The sequence below is a fragment of the Tumebacillus algifaecis genome (assembly GCF_002243515.1).
Classification (GTDB): domain Bacteria; phylum Bacillota; class Bacilli; order Tumebacillales; family Tumebacillaceae; genus Tumebacillus_A; species Tumebacillus_A algifaecis.
In genome coordinates this window covers 1,413,422-1,436,346 of the sequence record NZ_CP022657.1, presented here as the reverse complement: position 1 = coordinate 1,436,346, position 22,925 = coordinate 1,413,422, and the positions used below count along the sequence as shown (strand labels likewise).

Annotated in this window: 13 protein-coding genes; 5 read left to right on the top strand and 8 right to left on the bottom strand. The window is 56.2% G+C overall.

The window, feature by feature from the left end; all coding sequences use genetic code 11:
• Positions 1-185: 185 nt before the first annotated feature.
• Complete coding sequence (locus tag CIG75_RS06585; RefSeq protein ID WP_094235919.1) at positions 186-1,952, bottom strand: M3 family oligoendopeptidase; 1,767 nt, start codon at positions 1,950-1,952, stop codon at positions 186-188.
• 71 nt (positions 1,953-2,023) lie between these two features.
• Between CIG75_RS06585 and CIG75_RS06580 the strand changes: the two genes are divergently transcribed.
• Positions 2,024-2,551, top strand: a complete 528-nt coding sequence (locus CIG75_RS06580; RefSeq protein ID WP_094235918.1) for a GNAT family N-acetyltransferase — start codon at positions 2,024-2,026, stop codon at positions 2,549-2,551.
• A gap of 179 nt (positions 2,552-2,730) precedes the next feature.
• On the opposite strand, the gene CIG75_RS06575 is transcribed toward CIG75_RS06580, so the two are convergent.
• Complete coding sequence (locus CIG75_RS06575) at positions 2,731-3,744, bottom strand: alpha/beta hydrolase (protein WP_157729424.1); 1,014 nt, start codon at positions 3,742-3,744, stop codon at positions 2,731-2,733.
• Positions 3,745-4,113: 369 nt separating this feature from the next.
• Here CIG75_RS06575 and CIG75_RS06570 point away from each other — a divergent pair, with 369 nt between their 5' ends.
• Positions 4,114-4,584: a hypothetical protein gene (locus CIG75_RS06570; protein WP_094235916.1), complete on the top strand. Its 471-nt coding sequence runs from the start codon at positions 4,114-4,116 to the stop codon at positions 4,582-4,584.
• A gap of 51 nt (positions 4,585-4,635) precedes the next feature.
• Here CIG75_RS06570 and CIG75_RS20625 read toward each other — a convergent pair whose 3' ends face one another.
• From CIG75_RS20625 to CIG75_RS06550, 5 genes are all read right to left on the bottom strand, one after another.
• On the bottom strand, positions 4,636-4,773 hold the full coding sequence (locus CIG75_RS20625; protein ID WP_157729423.1) for a hypothetical protein: 138 nt from the start codon (positions 4,771-4,773) through the stop codon (positions 4,636-4,638).
• Positions 4,774-4,837: 64 nt separating this feature from the next.
• Positions 4,838-8,188 (bottom strand): non-ribosomal peptide synthetase, encoded by a 3,351-nt coding sequence (locus tag CIG75_RS06565; RefSeq protein ID WP_094235915.1) that lies wholly within the window; start codon positions 8,186-8,188, stop codon positions 4,838-4,840.
• Entirely contained in the window at positions 8,185-9,663 is a 1,479-nt protein-coding gene (locus tag CIG75_RS06560) for a condensation domain-containing protein (RefSeq protein WP_094235914.1), read from the bottom strand. Before CIG75_RS06560 ends, CIG75_RS06565 begins: the two co-directional genes overlap by 4 nt.
• 29 nt (positions 9,664-9,692) lie before the next feature.
• Positions 9,693-14,255 (bottom strand): type I polyketide synthase, encoded by a 4,563-nt coding sequence (locus CIG75_RS06555; protein ID WP_227874374.1) that lies wholly within the window; start codon positions 14,253-14,255, stop codon positions 9,693-9,695.
• Between the two features lie 3 nt (positions 14,256-14,258).
• Complete coding sequence (locus CIG75_RS06550) at positions 14,259-19,208, bottom strand: non-ribosomal peptide synthetase (protein WP_094235913.1); 4,950 nt, start codon at positions 19,206-19,208, stop codon at positions 14,259-14,261.
• Positions 19,209-19,435: 227 nt separating this feature from the next.
• Between CIG75_RS06550 and CIG75_RS06545 the strand changes: the two genes are divergently transcribed.
• Positions 19,436-20,533, top strand: a complete 1,098-nt coding sequence (locus CIG75_RS06545; RefSeq protein ID WP_094235912.1) for a C39 family peptidase — start codon at positions 19,436-19,438, stop codon at positions 20,531-20,533.
• Between the two features lie 52 nt (positions 20,534-20,585).
• Here the strand turns inward: CIG75_RS06545 and CIG75_RS20620 are convergent, their stop codons facing one another.
• On the bottom strand, positions 20,586-20,783 hold the full coding sequence (locus CIG75_RS20620) for a hypothetical protein (RefSeq protein WP_157729422.1): 198 nt from the start codon (positions 20,781-20,783) through the stop codon (positions 20,586-20,588).
• Positions 20,784-20,965: 182 nt separating this feature from the next.
• On the opposite strand from CIG75_RS20620, the gene CIG75_RS06535 reads away from it, so the two are divergent.
• The gene (locus CIG75_RS06535; RefSeq protein ID WP_094235910.1) at positions 20,966-21,739 is read left to right on the top strand and encodes a 3-hydroxybutyrate dehydrogenase; all 774 of its coding nucleotides are present in this window, start codon (positions 20,966-20,968) and stop codon (positions 21,737-21,739) included.
• A gap of 76 nt (positions 21,740-21,815) precedes the next feature.
• Entirely contained in the window at positions 21,816-22,883 is a 1,068-nt protein-coding gene (locus tag CIG75_RS06530) for an undecaprenyldiphospho-muramoylpentapeptide beta-N-acetylglucosaminyltransferase (protein ID WP_094235909.1), read from the top strand.
• Positions 22,884-22,925: the final 42 nt, after the last annotated feature.

Genomic DNA, 22,925 nt, shown 5'->3' with positions numbered 1-22,925 from the left:
TCGCTTTTCGGTTGTTTTATTAGGATGAAACCTGTGATCCATATCAAGATAGCACCATGCAAATACGAAGGAGGAGTTCCATAAGATTGAATGTATCCTTCAGCAAAACGATGAATGCTGTTGATGCGGTTCCACTCATCTCATACTCGAAATGAAGAAGTCAACCGGCGAGCCGGCTGACTTTTCTAATTCGTAAGGTGCAAAAACTGTTCCACATCTGCCGCCAACAGGTCAACCGCCCCTTGCCAAAACTCTACCTTGGTCAAGTCAACACCAAGATGTGTCTGCGCCAATTGCTCGGCCGTCATGCGGCCCGTATCGCCGAGCAATTGCTGATACTTTTTGGCAAACTCGCCTGCGCCCACCCTTTTCGCTTGTGCGTAGAGCCCCATGGAAAACAGATAGCCAAACGTGTACGGGAAGTTGTAAAACGGGTTGTCTGTCATATAGAAATGGGGCTGTAAGATCCACTGATACGGATGATAGCGGTCATATACTCCGTCATGTGCATGGCGCTGTGACTCGGCCATCAGCTCCGACAGTCGCGCTGCCTGCACGATGCCATTTTTGCGCTCCTCATAAAAGGCACGCTCAAACTGATATGCACCGTACACGCCCAGCACCAACAGGATGCCCCGTCCTAGCTTATCGGCGAGCAAAGCAGCCTGAATCTCCAGAGACTCCGCCCCTTCGATCGCTGAATCCATCACGATCAACTCGGCAAAAGTGGACGCCGTCTCGGCTAACGACATCGGATATTCTTGCGCAAAATAGGGCAGCCCATTCAGTACATGATTATGATAACCGTGACCCAGTTCATGCGCGAGAACAAGCATGTCGGACGCCCGTCCGCGATAATTCATGAACACGCGCGACTGTTCGCGGCGGAAAAACGGGACGCAAAATCCCCCCGCCCCTTTGTCTGGGCGCTCTTCTGCATCCACCCACCCGTTTCGAAAACAGGTTTCGGCAAATTCGGCCATCTGCGGCGAGAACGCGCGGAATTGTTCGACGATCAGTACTGCCGCCCGATTGAATGGCATATCTGATGTTGTCTCGGAGAAGGGAGCGCCGCTGTCCGGCATGATCAGATCCTCCAACCCGAGCAGCTCTCCTTTGCGCTTCAAAAAGGGAGTCAGCCGCTTGCGGTTTTGCTCGACAACCCCGAACATCGCATCAAGTGTCGCTTGGGACAGCCGATTGTTGAACAAAGGCTCCTCCAGCACCGAGTCCCACCCGCGACGGCTATATAAGGCGAGACGGAATCCAGCGAGATGGTTGAGCGCCGCGGCGAACAGCTCTTCTTCCGCTTTCAGCTTTACTTCTAAAGCATCTAACACGTGTGCGCGGACATGGCGATCTCTGTGGCTGAGCATCCCCCAGATCTGGCCCGCGGTGAGCTCTTGCCGCTCACCGTCTAGTTCAACTGGCACGCGAAGCTGATCTTGAAGCTTGCGATATAAGCTCGCCCAGGCGTGATAACCATCGGCCGCTAGTTCGTTGACCAGCAGTTCCTGCTCCCCGCTCAAGCGCACCAGCACGCGCTCTCGACGCTCGTCAAGATAGAGCCTGATCGAGCTGAGCTCTTCAGTGTTCAACAGTTCATCCCATTCACTTTGCGGCAGCACGGCCAGTACCTGCTCCAAGCGGATCAAGAGCGCATTCTGTTTGGCACGCAATTCAGCGACCTGCACTTGAAGGGCTTGCACGTGCGTATCCCCGCGCCGCTCACAAGCCAGGCAGAACACAAACATCTCACATTCCGCCAATCGACTTCCCAAATCCTGCAAGGTTAAAATCAACGCTTTCAATTGTGTGAGATCTTGAGAAACGACGGTCATCTCGGACAATAAATGGTGAAGGCTCTTTATTTCCAAGGCCAGTTCATCCGAGTCCTTACCGCCGGTAAAGATGTCATCTAAGTTCCAATTTTGAGATAATTCCACTAGCATCAAATCATCCCCTTCTTAGTTCAACAATATACCAATTCGAAAAGATCGGCTAGAATAGGAAGAAAAAAGGAATGACGAAAATGTTACAACTGCACATTCGCAATCTGACACCACAGGATGCGGCGCTGTTCCGCGAGCTACGCCTGCGCGCGTTGCAGGAATATCCGCAGGCATTCGGCTCCTCATTTGAAGAGGAACAGACCGTTACACTCGAACAGATCACCGCCACGTTTGCGACCCGAGTAGCACCGCAAAATTTTGTGGCAGGTGCTTTTCAAGAAGATGGCAGTCTCGTCGGCACGATCGGTTTTTTCCAGCAGCCCAAACGAAAAGTACAGCACAAAGGCATGATTTGGGGCATGTATGTCGTACCAGAACTGCACGGTTCAGGTGCAGGAGCCAAACTGTTGCAACATGCGATCGAACAGGCGCGCCAGATTCCCGGCCTCACCCAGATCCAACTCGCGGTCGTCTCCAGCAACGAATCGGCCAAACGGCTCTATCAGAAATATGGCTTTGAAACGTACGGTCTGGAAAAAGACGCGCTGATCACAGGCGGCAAGTCCTATGATGAAGACCTGATGGCGCTGTATCTATAAGCTTTATGCTTTACCGAACGAAAAGAGAGGGCAACTGCTCTCTCTTTTTCTGTTTGTTCGCTTGTTCACATGTCTCAAAAGTGATGCACGAAAAACCACCTCGGCCTGGCCTTCGCCACCACGAGCCCGCTGTCAAACATCCGCTCTTTCTTAGACTGTGCTCCATGGCCCCGAACTGCTTACCATGCAGATTGTTTTTCGCTCAGCACGGTCGCCAACCTAACTTTCGTCACCACATCGTTAGGCATCATGTGCTCCACAACCTGGCTGTCATCAAGTTCTTTGTTCAGATGATAGGCCAAAAAGGAACTCGTGCGCACCAAATACTCGTTGGTCGCCGTCCGATAAGTGCCAACATGCTTTTGCGCAGGAGAAACCCAAAGCAACGTGTTCATCGACCCTGACGCAGTATAGAGCTGCTTGCTCTCTGACGCTGGAATGATGTCATCCCCTGCCGCGTGAATCAAAAAGACCCCACGGTCGCGCAACTTCTGAATCGAAGCGATCGGCTGGACCGTCTCCGGTTCAATCCCAGTCAGCAAGCTTGTCTCCCACATCGCCAGTTTGGGCATAAATTCGAGTTCAGCAAGCGGGTGCAGGTTGGGCAGATTCCCCTCCAAATATTGACTCAAATTGGTAAATGCTGAGTCGGCGATCACCGCCTGCACTTCCGGTACGTCGGGTGCGACATTTAATGCGGTGGAAGCGCCCATCGAAAAGCCGACCAGCCCGATGTGCCGATAGCCAAGACTTTTGGCATAGTCGATCGCTCCGAGCAGATCGCTCCGTTCAAAATACCCGAGCGATGTCATCTTTCCATCCGATTCACCCGCGCCGCGAAAATCGAACATCAGTGATGCGATTCCACGCAAATGCAGGACGTGCGCCATATGTAAAGCCACATTGGCACTGGCTCTATTTTCCGAATATCCGTGCGCAAAAATGACGATGCGCCTGCTCTGCTCTTTTGACTGTACCAACCAACCTTTCAAAGTGACATCCTCACCCCGACTGTGAAACGAAACATCTTGATAATCGAGATGAAACGCCATAGGCGTGACGGAGAGCGGTTTTTTCGGAGGATGCAAATATTCCCAACTGACATAGGCAATGCTGAGCGCTGGGGCTAAGACGGCCAGCAGGCTCCAAAAGGACAGCCAGAACCAGACTCTTTTTTTTCGTTTTCGCCGCACCGTGATCCCCCCATTTCTCATACTTGCCAGTTATCTCCAAAGAACAACACAAAAAAACCCGCATCCGGTCAAGGATGCGGGCTTTTTAGCTATTGCATCGAATACTAGCAGCCGCAGCCGCCTCCGGCTGGACCACCTACCCCATAATCTGGAACGAAGAGAAAGAACAGAACGAAGATAATCAGGAACACAACGGCCCATTTCGTATAAGCGCCGAATACTCCGTACATTGAGCAACACCCCCTCTCTGTTCGTTATCACAATACGAAGCAGAGGGGAGTTTGGACACGGCAATTGCCCTGATGACTAGAAAACAGGCCCGTACGCACACTATACTTGCACGCACAACTTGAGGGAAGGATGTGCAAGATGAAAAAGTTTACGGCACTGGTCACAGCGCTCCTGCTCTGCGCGACGCTTGGCACCGCCTGCGGAAAGAAAGCGGACAATGCGCAGTTCAACGGGAAGCCTATCGATGGCGGCGCAAGTGCGCAAAGCCAACAAGCCCGCAATCAAGGCATCCAGAATGGTCAGCCAAATGTCCTGTATAAGCAGGACCATCAACAAGGCATGTACGAAGATCAAGCGTTAGAAGCGGCTCTGTTACAGGTGCAAAACGTCAAGCATGCCACCGTGATGGTCGCAGGCAGGGACGCGTACGTCATGGTGGAAGACACCGGCTCGATCAACAAGTCGGACGTCGGTGCGCCAAATACGACTGATAACATTCTGAACGCTCCGGCCGAAGTCCGTCTGACCGCCGCGATGAAAAATGACATCCGGGACAGGCTTCTCTTAACCAACCCAAATCTTCGTCGCGTCATCATCCTCAACCAATAACCAATGAAAAAGGGCGAAGGCAGGTGCCTTCGCCGCTTGTTTGCACTGCTATTACTGCTGAAGCAGTTCCCCGTTGACGCCTTCCTGCTTGTAGTTGTCATACGCGACCAGCACCACGCCTAGCTCCGACTCCAAACGGTTGATCGCCGTATGCTGCTCCGGCGTCAGATTTGCGAGCTTGCTTTTCATGTTGATCCCCCCTTTTTTGGGTTTTGGGTGTGTCAACATGTAGTATCTCGACTTGTTGCTCCCGTTATGACCGACGTTTTCGAGATGCTCTCGCCAGTTGCTTGATCTGCGGTGTGGACAGACTTTCGCCCGTTTGCATGAACTGTTTGGCCTTCTGTTCCAACTGGTGCAGATCGCCTGCTGTCAACTTCATCTCGTCTTCGATTTCGACGATGGTCGCCCGCTCAAACAAACGATGGAGCGGAATCTCCAGACCGAAGATGCGCCTGATGCTTACGGCAAGCTGTGTCGCCCGCAGCGAATGTCCACCGATTTCGAAGAAGTTTGCCGACGTCGAAACATGCTCGATGCCAAGCACTTCATGAAACAGACGAGCTAGCACTTCCTGTACCGCAGTTTTTGGCGCGGTGACTTCCGCGTGCGACTGAGCATCCAAATTGGGCAACGCTTTGCGGTCGAGTTTGCCGTTTTGCGTCAGCGGCAGTGCCTCGAGCGTGATAAATGCGGTTGGCACCATGTAATCGGGCAGGCTCTTCTGCAAGAAGGAGCGCAACGCCCCGCTGTTCGGCGTTGAAGTCGCTTTTGGGACGATGTACCCGATCAAACGCAGATCGCCTTGCGGGTCGGGCCAAGCTGCCACTGCCACTTCCTCAACATCCGGATGTGTACTCAGCCGCGCTTCCACTTCGCCAAGCTCAATCCGAAACCCGCGCACTTTGACCTGCTGATCCAGACGGGCCAGATATTCCACGTTTCCATCGGGCAGCCAGCGCACCATGTCTCCCGTGCGGTAGAGCAGGCCCTGTCCGCTGAAATGATCGGGCACATAACGCTCCTCGGTCAGTTGGGGACGTTCATAATAGCCGCGCGTCACGCCTGCACCCCCGATGTACAACTCACCGGGCACACCGATCGGCACAGGTTGCATTTGTGCATCGAGCACATAAAATTGCGTGTTTACGATCGGTTTGCCGATCGGGATGAGCGCCTGTTCTGTGCCCTGCACTTCATAAGTGGACGACCAGATGGTAGTTTCGGTCGGTCCGTACATATTGAAGATGGTGCAGGACAGCTTCTCCCGAACGCCTGCCACCGTCGCTGTCGTCAGCGCTTCCCCGCCAAGCATCAACAGCCGCAGTCCGCCTAAGGCGTCTGACGTTTCCGGATTGTCGAGCGCCATCTTCAGCAAGGACGGGGTTCCTTGCAGCAGCGTCACACCATGTTTGCGCGCCTGCACAGCCAGTTGGTCGGGAGTGGGGATGATTACCACTTGAATGCCCCGCGTAAACGGCCACAACAGTTCCAATACCGAAATATCAAAGGCATAGCTCGTAGCGGAAAGCAACACATCCCCGTCCTGTAGCTTGATCCGTTCATCCATGCCGCAGAAGAAGTTTGCGACATTCTGATGCTCCACCATCACCCCTTTGGGCAGTCCTGTAGAGCCTGACGTATAGATCAGGTAGGCAAGGTCGTGAAGCGATGCTGTCGATTTTGCCGATTCGCTCGCCATCTTGGCAGTACCATGTACTGCGAACGGATTTGTGCTCAATGAAACGAGCAACACGCCAGGATGTTCTGGTAACTGCTCCTGATGGCGATCCAGCGTCACCAGCGCATGGACGTTCGCATCGTGTAATACGTAGGCGATGCGTTCAGCCGGATAGCTCGGATCGAGCGGCACATAGGCCGCACCCGATTTTAAGATGCCAAACAACCCGACGACCAATTCCAATGACCGTTCGATGAAGATACCGACCCGCCTTCCTGGTCCGACACCACATTGTTCGATCAGATACCGTGCGACCTCGTTCGCACGATCATTCAATTCTGCATAGGTCAATTGTTGCTCCTCGAACACGAGGGCCACCTTCTCCGGCGTCTTTGCCACTTGCGCTTCGAACTGCTCATGGATGCAGAGGTTGCGCGCGGCGGGAAGCGTGTCTTGCGTCCGATTCCAGTCGATGAGCAGACGCTTTTGCTCCGCTTCGGTTAACAAGGGCAACTCGCCGACCGTGCGCTCCGGCGTTTGTACCAACCCTGCCAGCAGGGCGAGATAATGCCCGGCCATGCGTTCGATCGTCTCGCGCTCGAACAGATCGGCCGCATATTCGATCAACAGCTCTGCGCCCGCTTCCGAATCGAGCATGGTCAGTGCCAGGTCACATTTTGCTGTCCCACCGTCAAACTCGAGCGGTTGCAATGTCAGTCCTTCCACCGACTGTTCGCCACCCCCGCCTTCCACGTACGTAAACATCGCTTGAAAAATCGGGCTGCGACTCAGATCACGCTTTGGCTGGATCGCTTCCAAGAGCAATCCGAACGGCATATCGCCATTGGTAAATGCCGCTGTGCTCGCTTCTTTGGTCCGCATAAGCAAGTCGGCCCCGCTCAACTCGGGCGTGACCTGTGTCCGAATCACCAGCGTGTTCAGCAGATACCCGATCAACTGTTGTGTCTCCTGCTGTTTGCGCAACGAGACCGGCGTGCCGATCAGCAGATCTTCCTGTCCCGTATAGCGATAGAGCAACGCTTGATACGCCGCAAGCGTCACCATGAACGGCGAGAGGTTCTGTTTGCCGCCCAACGCTCTGATCGCCGATCTGATCGTAGTGGGCACAGATACCTTCACCTGTCCCCCGCGATAGGTCTGCACGGCAGGACGAGGACGGTCGGTCGGCAAGTTCAGGACAAAGTCGCTTCCGGCAAGCCTTTCCTGCCAATACGACACCAGCTTTTCCCGATTCGCCCCTTGCAATTGTTCCCGCTGCCACTCGGCAAAATCGGTATATTGCAGCGGCAGGTCGGGCAGTTCCATCCCTTGGTAGTGCATCAACAGTTCGCCAAAGAACAGTCCGAGCGACAAATTATCGCTGACGATATGGTGCACGATCAGCAAAAACAGATGCTCCTGTTCACCCGTCTGCCAGAAGCTGATCCGCAACAACGGCTGTTGTTCCAATGCAAAAGGCACCTTCACCTCTGCCAAAATCTGCTCCAGCACCACCGCTTCTGCCGTGCCGCGCACGTCGTTCACCACGAGCGGCACCGCCAAGGAATCGGCCACCACGGCCATCGGTACGCTGTCAAACTGAGCGAACGTGGTACGTAGCGTTTCATGGCGTTGCACGATCTTCGCTACGCTCTGCTCCATTCGCTCCAGATCCAATGCGCCGGTGATCTTGACCACGTTATACATGTTGTAGGCCGGATCATTCGGCTCCATCTGCTGGAAGAACCAAATGCGCTCTTGGTCGTACGACAGCTGTGCGGGTCCCGTTCCTTGACGACGTGGAATGCGCGTCTCCGCCTTGGCCAGCTTACTGCTGTCGATGTTTTTTTCCTGTAGCTTCTTTTCCAAGAGCGCTCGTTGCTCCGGTGAGAGCGCCGCGAGACGGTCTCCTAAATTTTTCATATCGCCCGCCCCTCCTTGACCCGCAGCGGCAGGTCGGCCAATTTTTGTGACGGATCGAGAAGTACCGCTCGCAGCAGGCGCTCCATGTCGGATACGATCTGCTCGATCGTCTCCTGTTCAAACAGGTCTGCGTTAAACTCCCAGAAGCCTTTTGGCTCCTCATTCGCATCGAGCACCGCGAAGACGATATCATATTTTGAAGTCGAGCCGTCGATGTCGAGATCGACGATCGACAACGGCATCCCTTCGAGCACCTGCACCGTCGGTACGTCCACATGGACGAACATCGCTTGAAAGATCGGATGACGGCTCTGATCGGGTGCGAGTTCCATCAGGTCAACGAGCAGTCCAAATGGAATGTCTGCATGTTTGTGTACGGCGACGTTCACTTCCTTCACCTTTTGCAGCAGCCCGCGGAACGTCATCTCCCCATGCACATCCAGGCGGAAAACGATCGGAGTCAGGAAATAGCCGACCGTGTTTTTCACTTCCAGACGGGAGCGGTTAACGTATGGCGTCCCAACGACGATGTCCTCCTGTCCGGAGTAGAGATGGAGCAGCGCATCATACGCGGCAAGAAATACCATAAACGGCGTGACGCCTTCGTTTTTCGCAAGCAGATTGATACCTTGGAACAGATCGCTCGGCAGGCGGAAATGCTTGCGCTTGCCTTCATAACTCATCACCGCTGGACGCGGATGGTCGGTTGGCAGATCGAGTTTCAGTGACGCGCCCCCAAGTTGCCCTTTCCAAAAAGCGGTCAGGTCTGCCAGCACGTCCCCTTGCAGATAATTGTGTTGCCATTCGGTCCAATCGGCATATTGCACATCGGGGAGCGCCAGTTGCAAGGGGTTGCCCATCACTTCACTCATGTAGAATTGCAACAATTCCTGATCGGTCACCATGTAGGTAATCCGGTCGGTGATCAGATGGTGCGTGACCCACAGCTTGATATGCTCCTCTTCATCCAACCGGAACAGTTGAATGCGAAACAGCGGGGCTTCTGTCACATCAAAAGGAACTCGCGTGGCCTCCACCATCAGACGGTTCGCCGTTTCACGGCGCTCCTCCAGCGGCAGGTGGCGCAAGTCGATCCGTTCCATCTCCACCTCAAGCTGTGGCAAGATGACCTGCATCGGTTTCCCATCGATCACGCGGAAGACGGTGCGCCACGCTTCATGGCGGCGCACGATCTCCTGATAAGCGCTCAACAGTGCATCAGGGTCGAGCTGACCTTTGATGTGCTGAGCGTTGTAGTTGTTGTGGCGTGGGTCGTCAGGAGTCTCTTGGTAGCTCTCCCACAGACGCAACTGGTCGATCGACAAGGGGCTCGGGCCGTCATGCCCGCGCTTTTTTATGCGCTCCTTTTGCGGAGCCGCTTTTGACACATCGATACCTTTTTGTTTCAGCGCCATTTCCAGCAGTTTGCGCTTGTCAGGCGGCAGTGCTGCCAAACGTTTTTGCAGATCGTCCATCTGATCGTTCCTCCCTGCTCCTCGCTCGCTTACTGATCACCCGACAGCCGGGCCTGCACTTCTTCCAAATCGAGGTCTTCGATCTCACCAAGCAGACGCTCCAACTCATCCAACTCATCTTGCGCCAAGCCAGTTTGCGCAACGCGCTCGGCCAAACCGGCGATGGTCGGCGCTTGGAAGAACTCATCCATCGGCAGTTCGACCATGAACTCCTGACGAATCCGCGCGACCAGTTGAATCGCCAACAGCGAGTTGCCTCCGAGTTCGAAGAAGTTATCGAGCACCGACACCTGCCCGACGCCAAACAGCTCGCCGAGGATGGAAGCGATCTTCTCTTCCGTCTCATTGCGCGGCGCGACATAGTCGGCATCGCCTTCACGCTGCAAGGATGCATCTGCGCCACCTTGTGACAACGCGCCCATCGTGTAGGCTTGCTGGTTGGCGATGACCGCTTGCAGGTCTTGCGTGGAGACGATCACCTGTGTCATCCCGCTCGCCATGATGTTGACCAGCGCTTCCATGCCTTCCGCTTTGGTCATGCCATTTTCTTCGCGCATCTGCTTCATATGCGCTTGTACGGCCGGGTTGCCATCCATCTGCTCTTCCTGCCAGGTCTCCCACTTCCAGATGCTCCAATCGATCGCATACGCACGCGTGCCGTTCGCCGTCTTCTGGCGGGCAAAGCAGTCGAGGAACAAGCTCGAAGCCGTATTTTCCAGCGCGCCCAAACCACCGACTTGCCCAAAGGTCGAAGCGAACAATACGAAAAATTCCAGCTCGGTGCCTTTCAGCGCCGCCTCCAGCACCAAAGCCCCCTTCACTTTCGGATCGAGCGCGTGCGAGACGGCGTCTGACGTTTTGAACTGCATCATGCCCATGCCGCGATTTTCCACCGCATGGAACACGCCGTTCAGTTTGCCAACCTGTGCTTCGGCCTGCTCGATCGCCGCTTGCACCTGCCCAAGTTGGGTGACATCAGCCGCTGCATAGAACCAGCCTGCCTGCTGCCCGAGTCGAGTCTGCACAAGTTCGCGATCTTCTGCAGGGCCAACCAGCACGACTTTTGCCCCCACCTGCGAAGAAAGATATTCGGCCAGTTGCAAAGCGGTCTCTTCAGCGCCGCCTGTGATCAGATAGACTGCCTCTTTACGCAGTTCGCGCCCGCGTCGGGAGGCATGTTTCAGCGATGCTTGCTCGAACGCTTGCACGAAGCGGAACTGTCCGCGATAGGCGACCAGCTCTTCTGTCGCCTCTGACAAAAGTTCCTCCGCCACCTGTTCCACACAATCGGCCGCCTGCTCCGCTCCTGTGGAGGGGAGATGCAGATCGAGCGTGCGAATCGACAGCGCCGGATACTCCTGCGGGATGACTTTGCAGGCGCCAAGCAAGGTGGCGCGCTCAGGGGCAAACACCTCACCACCCGTCACTTCTTGCAAGTTGTTGGTGACGACGGTGACCGCGATCTGCTCATTCAGACCTTGGTCGGTGATCGCCTGCGCCAGATAGAGCAGGGAGTTCAGCCCGCGCTCCTGTGCCGCTTCATAGCGGTCGAGGCTCGCATCGGCCAGCTCCAGTTCGGTCAACGCTCCAAAGTGCACGATGCGCTCCGGCGTTTGACCGGACTGCACAATCGCTTTGATCAGTTCTCCGTACTGGGCGCGATCGCGCAGGTCGAGGCCGTATAGACGCTCTTCGAGGCGCGAGAAGTGATCGTCCGCGACGACCGATACGACCTCATGCCCTTCTGCTGTCAGTTCGTGCACGACTTCCCTGCCAAATCCGGCATCATCGAGGAAGACCAGCCAGCGCTGCGGGGTCTCGATGGCGGCGGCTGTCAGGTGACCTTGCTTCCACACCGGCACGTAGTACCAGTCGGCGACCGCTTGTTTTTTCACAAGCGACCGTTTCGCTACCCCCGGCACGCTCGGTTGCAACATATATTTTTTACGCTCGAACGGATAGGTCGGCAAAGGAACGCGAAGTCGCAGTTCCGCCTCCCCATACAACGTGTTCCAATCGATCTCGACGCCCGACACCCACAGTTGACCGACAGCGCGCAGCCAAGCGGCTCCGTCCTGCAGCTCTTCCTTGCGGTGGCGCAGCGAGGCGACCGTGTCCGCTTTGGCGCTAATGGCAAGCGCCGTCTGTTTCACCATTTTGCCAAGCGCATGGCCCGGCCCGACTTCTAGATAGACGCGGGACGGCGTGCGCAGCAGTTCCTGCACATTGTCCGCAAAGCGCACCGCTTCTCGCAGGTGCGTCACCCAATAGCGGGGATCGGTCGCTTGTTCTGCAGTGATCCATGAGCCGCTGACATTGGACAGGTACGGCAATTGCGGGGCGTTCAGTTCAACCCCCTGCACCGTTGCCAAAAAGGCATCGAGCATTCCGTCCATCATCGAGGAATGGAACGCATGCGAGGTTTCCAAGCGGTGCGACGAGATATTTTGTTGCTCCAGCACGGCTGCAAACGCCGCCACCGCTTCTCTGTCACCCGACACCACGCAGGCGTTCGGTGCATTGACGGCGGCAAGCGAGAGGTCAGTCGGCAGGATCTCCCGCAATTTTTCTTCCGACAAGATCACGGCGAGCATCGCACCTTCTGGGAGCGCCTGCATCAGCGCACCGCGCGCGGCGACCAGTTCCAATGCCGCTTCCAGTGTGAACACGCCCGCGAGGCAGGCGGCCACATATTCACCGATCGAGTGGCCGAGCATCGCTTGCGGGGAGATCCCTTTGGCGAGCCAAAGCTGAGCCAACGCATATTCGATGACAAACAGCGCGGGCTGCGTCAAGCGAGTCTCGGTGAGCGCGTCCTGCGCTGTTGCCTCCTGTCCTGCTTGTGGGTAGAGCACCGTGCGCAGATCGAGGCCAAGGTGTGGCTTTAACAGTTCGGCGGCGCGGTCCACATGGTCGCGGAACACCGCTTCGCTATGATAGAGGTCGCGGCCCATCCCCACATACTGCGCCCCTTGACCAGGGAACAGGAAGACCACGGAGCGCTCGATCTCTGCTTCACCAGTCGTCAAAGAGCCGCTGCCTGTGCGCGCTTCGTCAGCCGACACGAGCAGTTCTGCCGCATCCGCATGGTCGCTGACCACGGCAAAACGGCGATGTGTGAACGCTTTGCGCCCCTGTTGTAACGTATGCGCCACATCGGCCAGCGCCTGATCAGCTTGCGTGCTGAGATGTGCCGACAGATTGTGGGCAGCTTGCTCCAACGCGGTCGGCGTCTTCGCTGACAGCACGAGCAGGTGGTGTGACGAGACAGACGGGGAGCTGTTCGCTTGCGGCGCCTCTTCGAGCACCACGTGCGCATTCGTACCGCCGATGCCAAAAGAAGAAACGCCAGCGCGGCGCGGACCATCCGTCTCCCACGCTTTCAACTCATGGTTCACGTAGAACGGCGAGGAGGCAAACGGAATTCCCGGATTGCCTTTTTCAAAATGCAGGGAGGGCGGCAGTTGCTTGTGCTTCAGCGCCATCACCGTTTTGATCAGGCCCGCGACACCTGCCGCGGCGTCGGCGTGGCCGATGTTCGATTTGACCGATCCGAGCGCGCAAAATTGCTCGCGTTCCGTCTTGTTGCGAAACACTTGTGTCAGCGCCGCCACTTCAATCGGATCGCCCAATGCGGTCGCCGTGCCATGCGCCTCGACATAGCTGATCGTGTCCGGTTCCACGCCAGCCAGCAGTTGAGCTTGCGCGATCGCCTGCGCCTGACCGTCGGTGCTCGGCGCGGTGTAGCCGACTTTCATCGCACCGTCGTTGTTGATCGCCGTCCCTTTGATCACCGCATGGATCGTATCGCCATCGGCCAGCGCTTCTTCCAAACGCTTCAATACCACCACGCCGACCCCTTCGCCAGGCACCGTACCTTTGGCTTCAGCGTCAAACGTGCGACAGTGTCCATCCGGTGACATGATGCCGCCTTCCTGATAGAGATAGCCCTGCTTCTGAGGCAACGTCACGGCGACGCCGCCAGCGAGCGCCATGTCGCATTCGTACATCAGCAGGCTTTGGCAGGCTTGATGCACCGCGACCAGTCCGGTCGAGCAAGCGGTGAGCACCGTCGCGGCCGGGCCAGTCAGGTTGAGTTTGTAAGAGACGCGCGTCGCCAAAAAGTCGCGGGACACGCCCATCAACGCTTGCAGTGGCCCCATCGCTGCCACCACATCTTGGTTGGCGGCGAGATACATCGACTCATGACGGTTGCTCGCCGCTCCGCCAAACATGCCAACTGCGCCTGCAAAGCGTTCCGCATCATATCCGGCATGCTCAAGCGCACTCCAAGCTGCCTCCAAAAAAACGCGCTGCTGCGGGTCGGTGATCTCCGCCTCGCGCGGGGTGTAGCCGAAAAACTCCGCATCGAAGCTGTCCGCGCCTTCCAGCACCCCGCCGCGCTTGACATAATTGGGATGCTGAAGCAATTGTTCGGAGACCAGAGCCGCTTTCAGCTCTTCATCTTGAAATGTGGAGATCGATTCCACCCCATTTTTGATGTTCTCCCAGAACTCCTCCACATTCTTTGCGCCGGGAAAACGCCCCGACATGCCGATAATCGCAATCCCTTCCATCAACGCGTTGCTCATCTCTTATGTCCTCCTGCCCTTCATCATCTGTTTGCGTTTGGCGAGCATCTCTTTTTGTTTTTCCACACGGTTTTCGACCACCGCAAAGGATGGCTGTTCGGCCGATTCTTGAACCAAGAAGGCGGCCAACGTATGAATCGTCGGGTGACGGAACAGCTCGACCACCGTCAATGCCCGCTCGGGAAACTGCCTGACGAGTTGCTTGTGCAACTGTAAGATCAGCAGTGAGTCACCGCCCAAGTCGAAGAAATTATCGTGAATCCCGACCTGCTCCACAGCCAGCAGTTTCGACCAGACCTCGACCAACTGCCGCTCGATTTCATTTTGCGGCGGATGGTACGCGTTTTCACCTGCCCCTTGTGTGGCGACAGGTGCTGGTAACGACTTGCGATCCACTTTGCCACTTGGCGTCAACGGAAATTGATCGAGTGCCACAAAAGTGGACGGTACCATGTAATCAGGCAGCCGCTCGCGCAGGAAATTCCGCCATTCCAGCGGACCGCTCGTCGCACCATCCTGTGCGACCACATAAGCTGCCAAGCGTTTGCCGCCTGGCAGGTCATTCCTCGCCATGACGACCGCATCTCGAATCTCAGCATGTTGGGCCAACGCCGCTTCGATCTCACCGAGTTCGATGCGGAACCCGCGGATTTTCACCTGATGATCGAGACGCCCCAGATACTCGACCGTGCCATCTGGCAGTAGGCGTCCCACATCGCCCGTCTTGTACAACCGCCCGTACGGACTGTTGACAAAACGTTCCTCGGTCAAATCCTCTCGCTCCAAATATCCGCGCGCCACTGCACGTCCGCCAAGGCAGATCTCTCCTTTTACCCCGAGCGGCACGAGCTGCATCCGCGCATCGAGGATCAGCACTTTCGCATTGGTGATCGGTCGGCCCAGCGACGGCAACAGCGGCCACCGTTCTACCGATCCCTCCAGCCGGAGCGACGTCACCACATGCGTCTCAGTCGGCCCGTACTGGTTATACAAAAGACAGTGCGGATGCCGCCTGAAAAATTCACGCACAACAGGCGTGATCTGCAACTGTTCACCTGCTGTCATCACTTCTTGCAACGCGGGCAGGTCAATGTTTTGCTCCACGCTCACCTCGGCCACATGTTGCAGTGCGACAAACGGTAAGAACAAGCGCTCGATCTGTTGCTCCCGAAGGAATTGCGGCAATCCGGTCAGATTTTTCCGCATCTCCTCGGTCATCAGCACCAACGTCCCGCCTGCACAGAGCGTGACGAAGATCTCTTGAAACGACACATCAAAATTGAGCGAAGTGAACTGCAGCGTCGTGGCCTGCATAGCGCGGGCGTCCTGCAATTGCCAAGCGATCAAGTTCACCACCGCACGGCCTGGCATCGCCACTCCTTTTGGCACGCCGGTCGAGCCCGAGGTGTATAGCACATAGACCAGATGATCCAATGTCACCTCATGCTCCCGATTCGCCGAGCTTTCCGCCGCCCACAGCGATTGATCGCGTGCCACATTGACGACCGAGGTGACCGACGCTTCCCATTCGGAGTCACTTTGGTTGGTCAAGAGAATCGACATGCGCGACTCCCGCACGATCCGCTCCAAGCGCTCTTTCGGATAGGACGGGTCGAGCGGCACATAGCATCCGCCCGCCTTCAGAATCGCCAACAGCCCCACGATCATTTCGGGCGACCGTTCCATCGAAATGCCAACTGGAACATCCGCCCCCGTGCCGAGACGTTGCAAATAGCGCGCCAGACGATTCGCTTCCTCGTTCAGCTCCCGATAGGTCAGCATCCGTCCTTCCATCCGCACAGCGACCGCATCGGGAGTCTTGGCCGCCTGCGCTTCCACCAACTCTTGCAAAAGCGGCAGAGGTGCATCGCCCGCTTCCACTCCGCTACCTGTCGTGGCTTCCGTGTGCTCCGAACCGAGCAGTCTGAGGCGCTCATCGCCGCCCACCGTTTCCAGCACCGCGGCCATTTGTTCCTGTGCGGAGAGCAACTTGATCTCACCCACCGTCAACTCGGGCTCGCGCATCGCCTCCACGAACAGCGTTTCAAAATGACCGATCATCCGTCGAATCGTCGCTTCATCAAATAGATCGGTGTTGTACTCCCAAGTCCCCGTCAGAACACCGTCCGTCTCCGCCATCGAGACCAACATGTCAAACTTCGCCGTTCGGCTCTCCAACTCCACAGGTTCGAGCGACAAATCGGCCAGCGCCACCTTCTCGACATGAGCATTTTGCAGCACGAACATCGCCTGAAACAACGGCGAACCGCTCATATTGCGCTCCGGCTGAAGTTCCTTGACCAGCATCTCAAACGGCACATCTTGATGTGCATACGCCCCCAGCGCCGTTTGGCGCACCTGTCCGACCAATTCGGAAAACTTGGGGTTGTTCGACAAGTCGCTGCGCAACACCAGCGTATTGACAAAAAAGCCGATTGTCTCCTCGATTTCCTCCCGGTTGCGTCCGGCGATCGGCGTCCCGACACAGATGTCCTCCTGCCCTGAATAGCGGTGCAACAGGGTCACAAATCCACTCAAGAGCGTCATAAACAGCGTCGCGTGCTTTTCGGTGCTAAACGCTTTTAGCGAAGCGGTCAGCTCGTTCGTCAGCTCAAACTTCAGCACAGCGCCGGCATAGGTTTGCACAGGCGGACGCGGCCGGTCGATCGGCAGTTCCAGCATCGGCAATTCTCCGCCAAGCTGACTTTTCCAATACGAGATCTGCCGCTCCAGCACTTCATCGGCCAGCCATTCGCGCTGCCAAGCCGCATAATCGGCATATTGCACCGCTATATCGGGCAGTTCTCCACCACTGTACAGCATGGTCAGTTCCCGAATCAGCACACCGACCGACCAACCGTCAAATACGATGTGATGAAAGTTGAGCATCAACACATGTTCTGCTTCGCCCAGCTTCAACAGCGAGTAGCGCAGCAGGGGCCCTTGTTGCAAGGAAAAGGGAGTTTCCGCTTCAGCCTGCACATGCCGCAAAAGCTCAGCGTCCCGCTCCTCGAGCGGCATCCCGCTCAGGTCCACGACCACAAGCGGTGTCCACCCAGCAGGCGCGACCACCTGAATCGGCCCTTCGTCCCCCTCTGCGAACGTGGTTCGCAGCGACTCATGCCGCTTCACGATCGTATCGAGGCTTTGCTCCAAGGCGGACACATCCAGCTCCCCGACGAGCTTGACAGCAAACGGCATGTTGTACGCCGACTTTTCCGTCAAGATTTGATCCAGCACGTACAAGCGTTGTTGAGCATAGGAGAGGGGAAGTTCCTGCTCTCGCGACAGGAGCGCAATCGGGGCACTTGCTCGATCACTCCCGCTCGACGCTTGCAAAATCCGCTCCACCTGTGCGGCCACATCGACAGCGCGCGGTGATTCAAACAGTACCTCCAGCGGAATCCCGACGCCAAACGCGGTGCGAATGCGCGACATCGCCTGCGCCCCGAGCAAAGAATGGCCGCCCAGTTCAAAGAAATCATCTTCGATCCCGACGCGCCCCACCCGCAACACGCCAGCAAAGATCGCGGTGACGATCTCTTCGGTCGGCGTGCGCGGCGCCGCATACACGGCCTCAGATGGACGTGAGTTCTTCACCTCATGCCGCACCAGACCGACCGGAATTTCTTGGCTTGGAAGCGCTTGCCACTTGGTCTGCGGAGACTGTGCCGCTCCATAGAGCAACGTCGTCAGATGACCCGCCATCTTCTCGACCGTCTCGCGCTCGAACAGATCGGCGCTGTACTCCAACACGCAGAGCAGTTGATCTGCCGTCTCTGTCACATCGAGCAGGAGGTCAAATTTCGCATGGGTGCGCGCAATCTCCACTTCCGTTGCCGTCACACCGGGTAGCACGACCAGCGGCCCCGCCGCATTTTGCAGCGAGAACATCACCTGAAACAGCGGCGAATAAGCTGTACTCCGCTCTGGCTGCAACTCCTCAACCAGCTTATCAAATGGCATCTCCTGATGAGCATAGGCGGCGAGCGCCTTCTGTTTCACAGCCTGCAGCAATTCTGCAAATGTCATCTCCTCGGCCAATTGCGTCCGCAACACCAGCGAATTGGCAAACAGTCCGACCGTCCCTTCGACCTCTTCTTGCGTCCGCCCTGCGACGGGCGTCCCAACCAACACATCGCGCACTTCCGCATAGCGTGCGAGCAGGATGTTGAACGCAGTCAGAAGCGTCATAAACATCGTCGCCCCTTCTCGCAACGCCACCTCGCGCAGCTGTTGCGTCAACCCCTCAGGTAACGTAAACTGCACGGCACCGCCACGGCCACTCGCGCGCGCCGGGCGCTCATGGTCGGCAGGCAAAGGCAGAAAGTACGGATGACCTTCCAGCGCCGCTTTCCAAAAGCGTAACGATTCTTGATATTCTGCACCATCCAGCCATTCCAGCTGATAGTGAGCATAATCGGCATACTGAATGTCCGGCTCAGCCAGCACAGACGCCTCCCCGTTGACAAGCCCCGCATAGAGCGCCGACAGTTCCCGGGCGATCACCCCGTTTGACCATGCGTCCGAAACGATGTGATGGAGCACGAACAAGAGCACATGCTCTTCCGCCCCCAACCGATACAAAGTCACCCGCAGCGGCAGATCGTCCGTCAAAACAAACGGGCGAGCGCATTCATTGGCAAGCGATCGCTGGAGATGAGCTTCCCGTTCAGTCTCTTCTAATTCTTCCAGATCGTTCACCGTCAGCGTCCATTCGACCTGTTCACGAACGATCTGTAGCGGCTCACCGTCGCGCTCACGGAACATAGTGCGCAGCGTTTCATGCCTGCGCACGATCTCCTGCAAGGCACCTTGTAAAGCATTTACATCCAAAATTCCCTTTAGATGCAATGCAAACGGCATATGGTACGCCGCATTCCCCGGCATGAGTTGATCCAAAAACCAAAGCCTGCGCTGAGCGAACGACGCGGGAAATGCATACAGAGTCATGTTGTGGATCGTCCCTTCCAGTATGGTTTCATTAAAAGAGAATCAATATTATCTGTTAATTCTATTCGTTATTAAACCTGATAACCCTTGTAAAGTCGATATAAAAATCATGACTGACAATGAACGAAGATTTCGACTAATATCTTAATATTAGTTTTCTTAAAGGAATACGGACGTTAAACATCAAATATATGGAAAAGTGTGTGAAGAAAAGGGGGAGATGACTGATGCGGCTCAAGCGATATGCCTATCTGACACTAGCCTTGGCAGCAGCACTGACATGCCTGCCTACCACCGCAGCCGAAGCGGCATCCCAGAGGATCTGGGGCGTTCCGGTCTACGGTCAATATCCAGAGCTTCCAGCAGGCTGTGAAGCTGCGGCTGTCACGATGATCATGAATTGGGCGGGTGCCAAAGTCTCCAAATCGGACGTAGCCGCGGCGATCGCTCGACAGCCGATGTTTTGGAGTACCGATGGAATTCTGTTCGGCGGTGACCCGCACGAAGGATTTGTTGGCAACCCATTTGAAAAAGAAGGAAGTTTCGGCGTGTTCGCCAAACCTTTGGTGACGGTGGTCGATCGCTACCTGCCAGGGCGCGGTGTCGATCTTTCTGGAAAAACGTTTGATGACCTGTTGCGCGTTATCGATAATGGGCAGCCAGTTGCCGCTTGGGTGACCAATTATTTAGAAGAGCCGAAGATCAACGCCAATTGGCGCACTCGCTATGGCCGAACGATCACTTGGCGTTCCCCCGAGCATGTGATGACGATCGTCGGCTACAACGACACACAGATCATCGTCAACGATCCGGCAAATGGCACGGTGCGCACCTATGCGCGCGACCGCTTCCGCTACGTCTGGGAAACGATGGGACGGCACGCGCTGACCATCAGTTTCAAGCCCCAGGCGAAATTTTCCGTCTATCAATACAGCCGCATGCTCAAAGAGTTTCCGACCTATGAGGAAGGCGTCCAACATGCCAAAATGTGGGACCATGCCAAGGTGGTCGAAAAAAGCACCGGACTAACAAAATGGGATAACTATCCGGCCCGCGTGACCCAGAACAACCGCTACGTCAATGACTTCAAATCTCAGACGGGTGCGATCGGCTTTGCCGAAAAATACAGCAACGCAAAAGTCATCGACGTCACCTCGGGCAAAGTGATCTGGAACAACTGGCCCAAGCTCGTCTACCAAGGCAGCCGCGTGATCAAAACGTACGCATGGAACGATGTCGAAGCGGCGATTGCCTATGGCAAATTGTACGCCAATTCAAGAGTCGTTGACAGCGCGACAGATGAGGTGCTGTGGCGTTTTCAATAGTCATCGCAACAAAAAGACCCCAACAACCGGGGTCTTTTTGTTGTACCCATCTCTAGCCGACGATCACGACCACGCGAGAAATTCGCATGATGCGGACAAAGTGGAAAATGCGGCGGCGTCTACGTCTGCGGCGGCGGCGGACATGGATGACCGCGAAGTCGCGGTCGATGCCTGTGAACCGGCCTCGGATTCTGCGGCCACCGAACTCTTCCAGTTCGACATCGCGACCGATAAAATCGGAGAAATTCATAAAGCTTACACCTCGCTTCCCTTTTAAATCTGCTTCATCCTATGCTCGTCCCACCGCGTTTGAATCTGACAAATACTCATTTTTCCGGCAGGGAACCGCCCCTTTTCCGCGAATTTCTATCCACAACTTAACAGCGTCGAGGGAGCGTGCTCGCCATCGGACGCAAGAAAGGAAATTCACCCATGTCTCAACAAATCGTCTTCATCACTGGCGCGGCCAGCGGCATCGGTTTCCAGATCGCCCGCGCCTTCGCCCTGGCCGGCCACACCGTCGTGATCAGCGACCTGCGAGAAGCGGCGGCCAAACAGGCGGCAGCAGACCTGACAGCACTCGGTTGCAGTGCGCTAGGACTCGGTTGTGACGTCACCCAAGAGGAGCAATTGCAAGCGGCGCTCGAACAGACGGTGGCAGCATACGGTCGCCTCGACGTGCTGATCAACAATGCCGGATTGCAGCACGTCGCACCGCTCGAGGAGTTTCCGACCGCCACCTTCGAACTGCTCATCAAAATCATGCTCACCGCCCCGTTCATCGCGATCAAACACGCCTTCCCGCTGATGAAAAAGCAAGGTTTTGGCCGCGTGATCAACATCGCTTCGATCAACGGGCTGGTCGGCTTCGCAGGCAAAGCCGCCTATAACAGCGCCAAGCACGGCGTGATCGGCTTGACCAAAGTAGCCGCCTTGGAAGGCGCTGCACACGGCATCACCGTCAACGCGCTCTGCCCCGGCTATGTCGATACCCCGCTCGTCCGCAACCAACTGAGCGATCTCGCCGCCACGCGCGGTGTCGCTCTGGAAAGTGTGCTCGAAGAGGTCATCTATCCGCTCGTCCCGCAACGCCGCCTGCTCAGCGTGGACGAAATCGCCCACTATGCACTCTTCCTCGCCGACCCGAAAGCACAGGGCGTCACCGGACAAGCGGTGGTCATCGACGGAGGTTATACCGCTCAATAATTGTTGATTTCGTGCGGCGTGCGCAGTTCTGCGCTATAATGGCTCATACATAGATCTAGTTTGAGGTGAATGAGTCATGAAAAAACTCGTCTTGACTGGTGGAGGCTCGGCCGGGCATGTCACAGGAAATCTCGCCCTCTTGCCAAAACTTGCACAAGCCGGTTGGGAAATTGAATACATTGGCTCCCATGATGGAATCGAGCGGGAGATCATCGCCGAAACGGGACTGCCTTACCATGGCATCGCCGTCGGCAAGCTCCGCCGCTACTTCGATTTGAAAAACTTTAAAGATCCGTTTCGCGTTCTTCAAGGCACGGTGCAAGCGTACCGCCTGTTGCGCCGGATCAAGCCCCAGGCCGTATTTTCCAAAGGGGGCTTCGTCGCCGTTCCGGTCGTCATCGCCGCATGGCTGAACCGCATTCCGGTCGTGATTCATGAGTCCGACTTGACGCCAGGGCTTGCCAACAAGCTCTGCGCACCATTCGCGAACAGAGTATGCGTCACCTTTCCGGAGACGCTGCAACACCTCGACTCGCAAAAGGCGGTTCACACAGGCTCCCCGATCCGCGGTGAGATCCTGCAAGGTGATGCCCAAAAAGGCCGCGAATTCTGTGGCTTTTCAAACGGCAAACCGATCATTCTCGCCATGGGCGGCTCGCTTGGCTCCACCAAGATCAACGAGGCGCTGCGGGCCAACCTCGACGCGCTGCTCCAGCATTTTCAGATCGTCCATCTCTGCGGCAAAGGCAATCTTGATCCGCAGCTAGAAGGGCGCGCTGGCTACCGACAATTCGAATATGTCAACAGCGAACTTCCCGACCTGTTTGCGATGACCGATCTGTTCATCTCGCGGGCCGGAGCCAACGCCATCTTCGAATTCCTGGCCCTGAAGAAGGCGCACCTGCTGATTCCGCTCAGCCGAGCGGCCAGCCGCGGCGACCAGATATTAAACGCTCGCTCTTTTGAAAAACAAGGCTACAGCCGCGTGCTCTTCGAAGAAGATCTGACTTCAGACACTCTGCTCACAGCTGTGAACGAGACGTATGGCCAGCAAACCCAATTTGTTGCCGCCATGAACCAAAGCAACTCCGCAAACGCGGTCGAACTGATTTTCAACCTGATTCAACAAGTAGCGAAAAAGTAAGCAAAGTGAACCAAAAGACCTTCACACCTACCGTGCGGGTCT

What these genes read in the sequence shown, in the direction of transcription:
- CIG75_RS20620 (WP_157729422.1), bottom strand. Translation starts at nt 20,783, where the DNA reads ATGAATTTCTCCGATTTTATCGGTCGCGATGTCGAACTGGAAGAGTTC.
- CIG75_RS06545 (WP_094235912.1), top strand. Translation starts at nt 19,436, where the DNA reads ATGCGGCTCAAGCGATATGCCTATCTGACACTAGCCTTGGCAGCAGCA.
- CIG75_RS06535 (WP_094235910.1), top strand. Translation starts at nt 20,966, where the DNA reads ATGTCTCAACAAATCGTCTTCATCACTGGCGCGGCCAGCGGCATCGGT.
- CIG75_RS06550 (WP_094235913.1), bottom strand. Translation starts at nt 19,208, where the DNA reads ATGACTCTGTATGCATTTCCCGCGTCGTTCGCTCAGCGCAGGCTTTGG.
- CIG75_RS20625 (WP_157729423.1), bottom strand. Translation starts at nt 4,773, where the DNA reads ATGAAAAGCAAGCTCGCAAATCTGACGCCGGAGCAGCATACGGCGATC.
- CIG75_RS06555 (WP_227874374.1), bottom strand. Translation starts at nt 14,255, where the DNA reads ATGAGCAACGCGTTGATGGAAGGGATTGCGATTATCGGCATGTCGGGG.
- CIG75_RS06580 (WP_094235918.1), top strand. Translation starts at nt 2,024, where the DNA reads ATGACGAAAATGTTACAACTGCACATTCGCAATCTGACACCACAGGAT.
- CIG75_RS06530 (WP_094235909.1), top strand. Translation starts at nt 21,816, where the DNA reads ATGAAAAAACTCGTCTTGACTGGTGGAGGCTCGGCCGGGCATGTCACA.
- CIG75_RS06570 (WP_094235916.1), top strand. Translation starts at nt 4,114, where the DNA reads ATGAAAAAGTTTACGGCACTGGTCACAGCGCTCCTGCTCTGCGCGACG.
- CIG75_RS06585 (WP_094235919.1), bottom strand. Translation starts at nt 1,952, where the DNA reads ATGCTAGTGGAATTATCTCAAAATTGGAACTTAGATGACATCTTTACC.
- CIG75_RS06560 (WP_094235914.1), bottom strand. Translation starts at nt 9,663, where the DNA reads ATGGACGATCTGCAAAAACGTTTGGCAGCACTGCCGCCTGACAAGCGC.
- CIG75_RS06565 (WP_094235915.1), bottom strand. Translation starts at nt 8,188, where the DNA reads ATGAAAAATTTAGGAGACCGTCTCGCGGCGCTCTCACCGGAGCAACGA.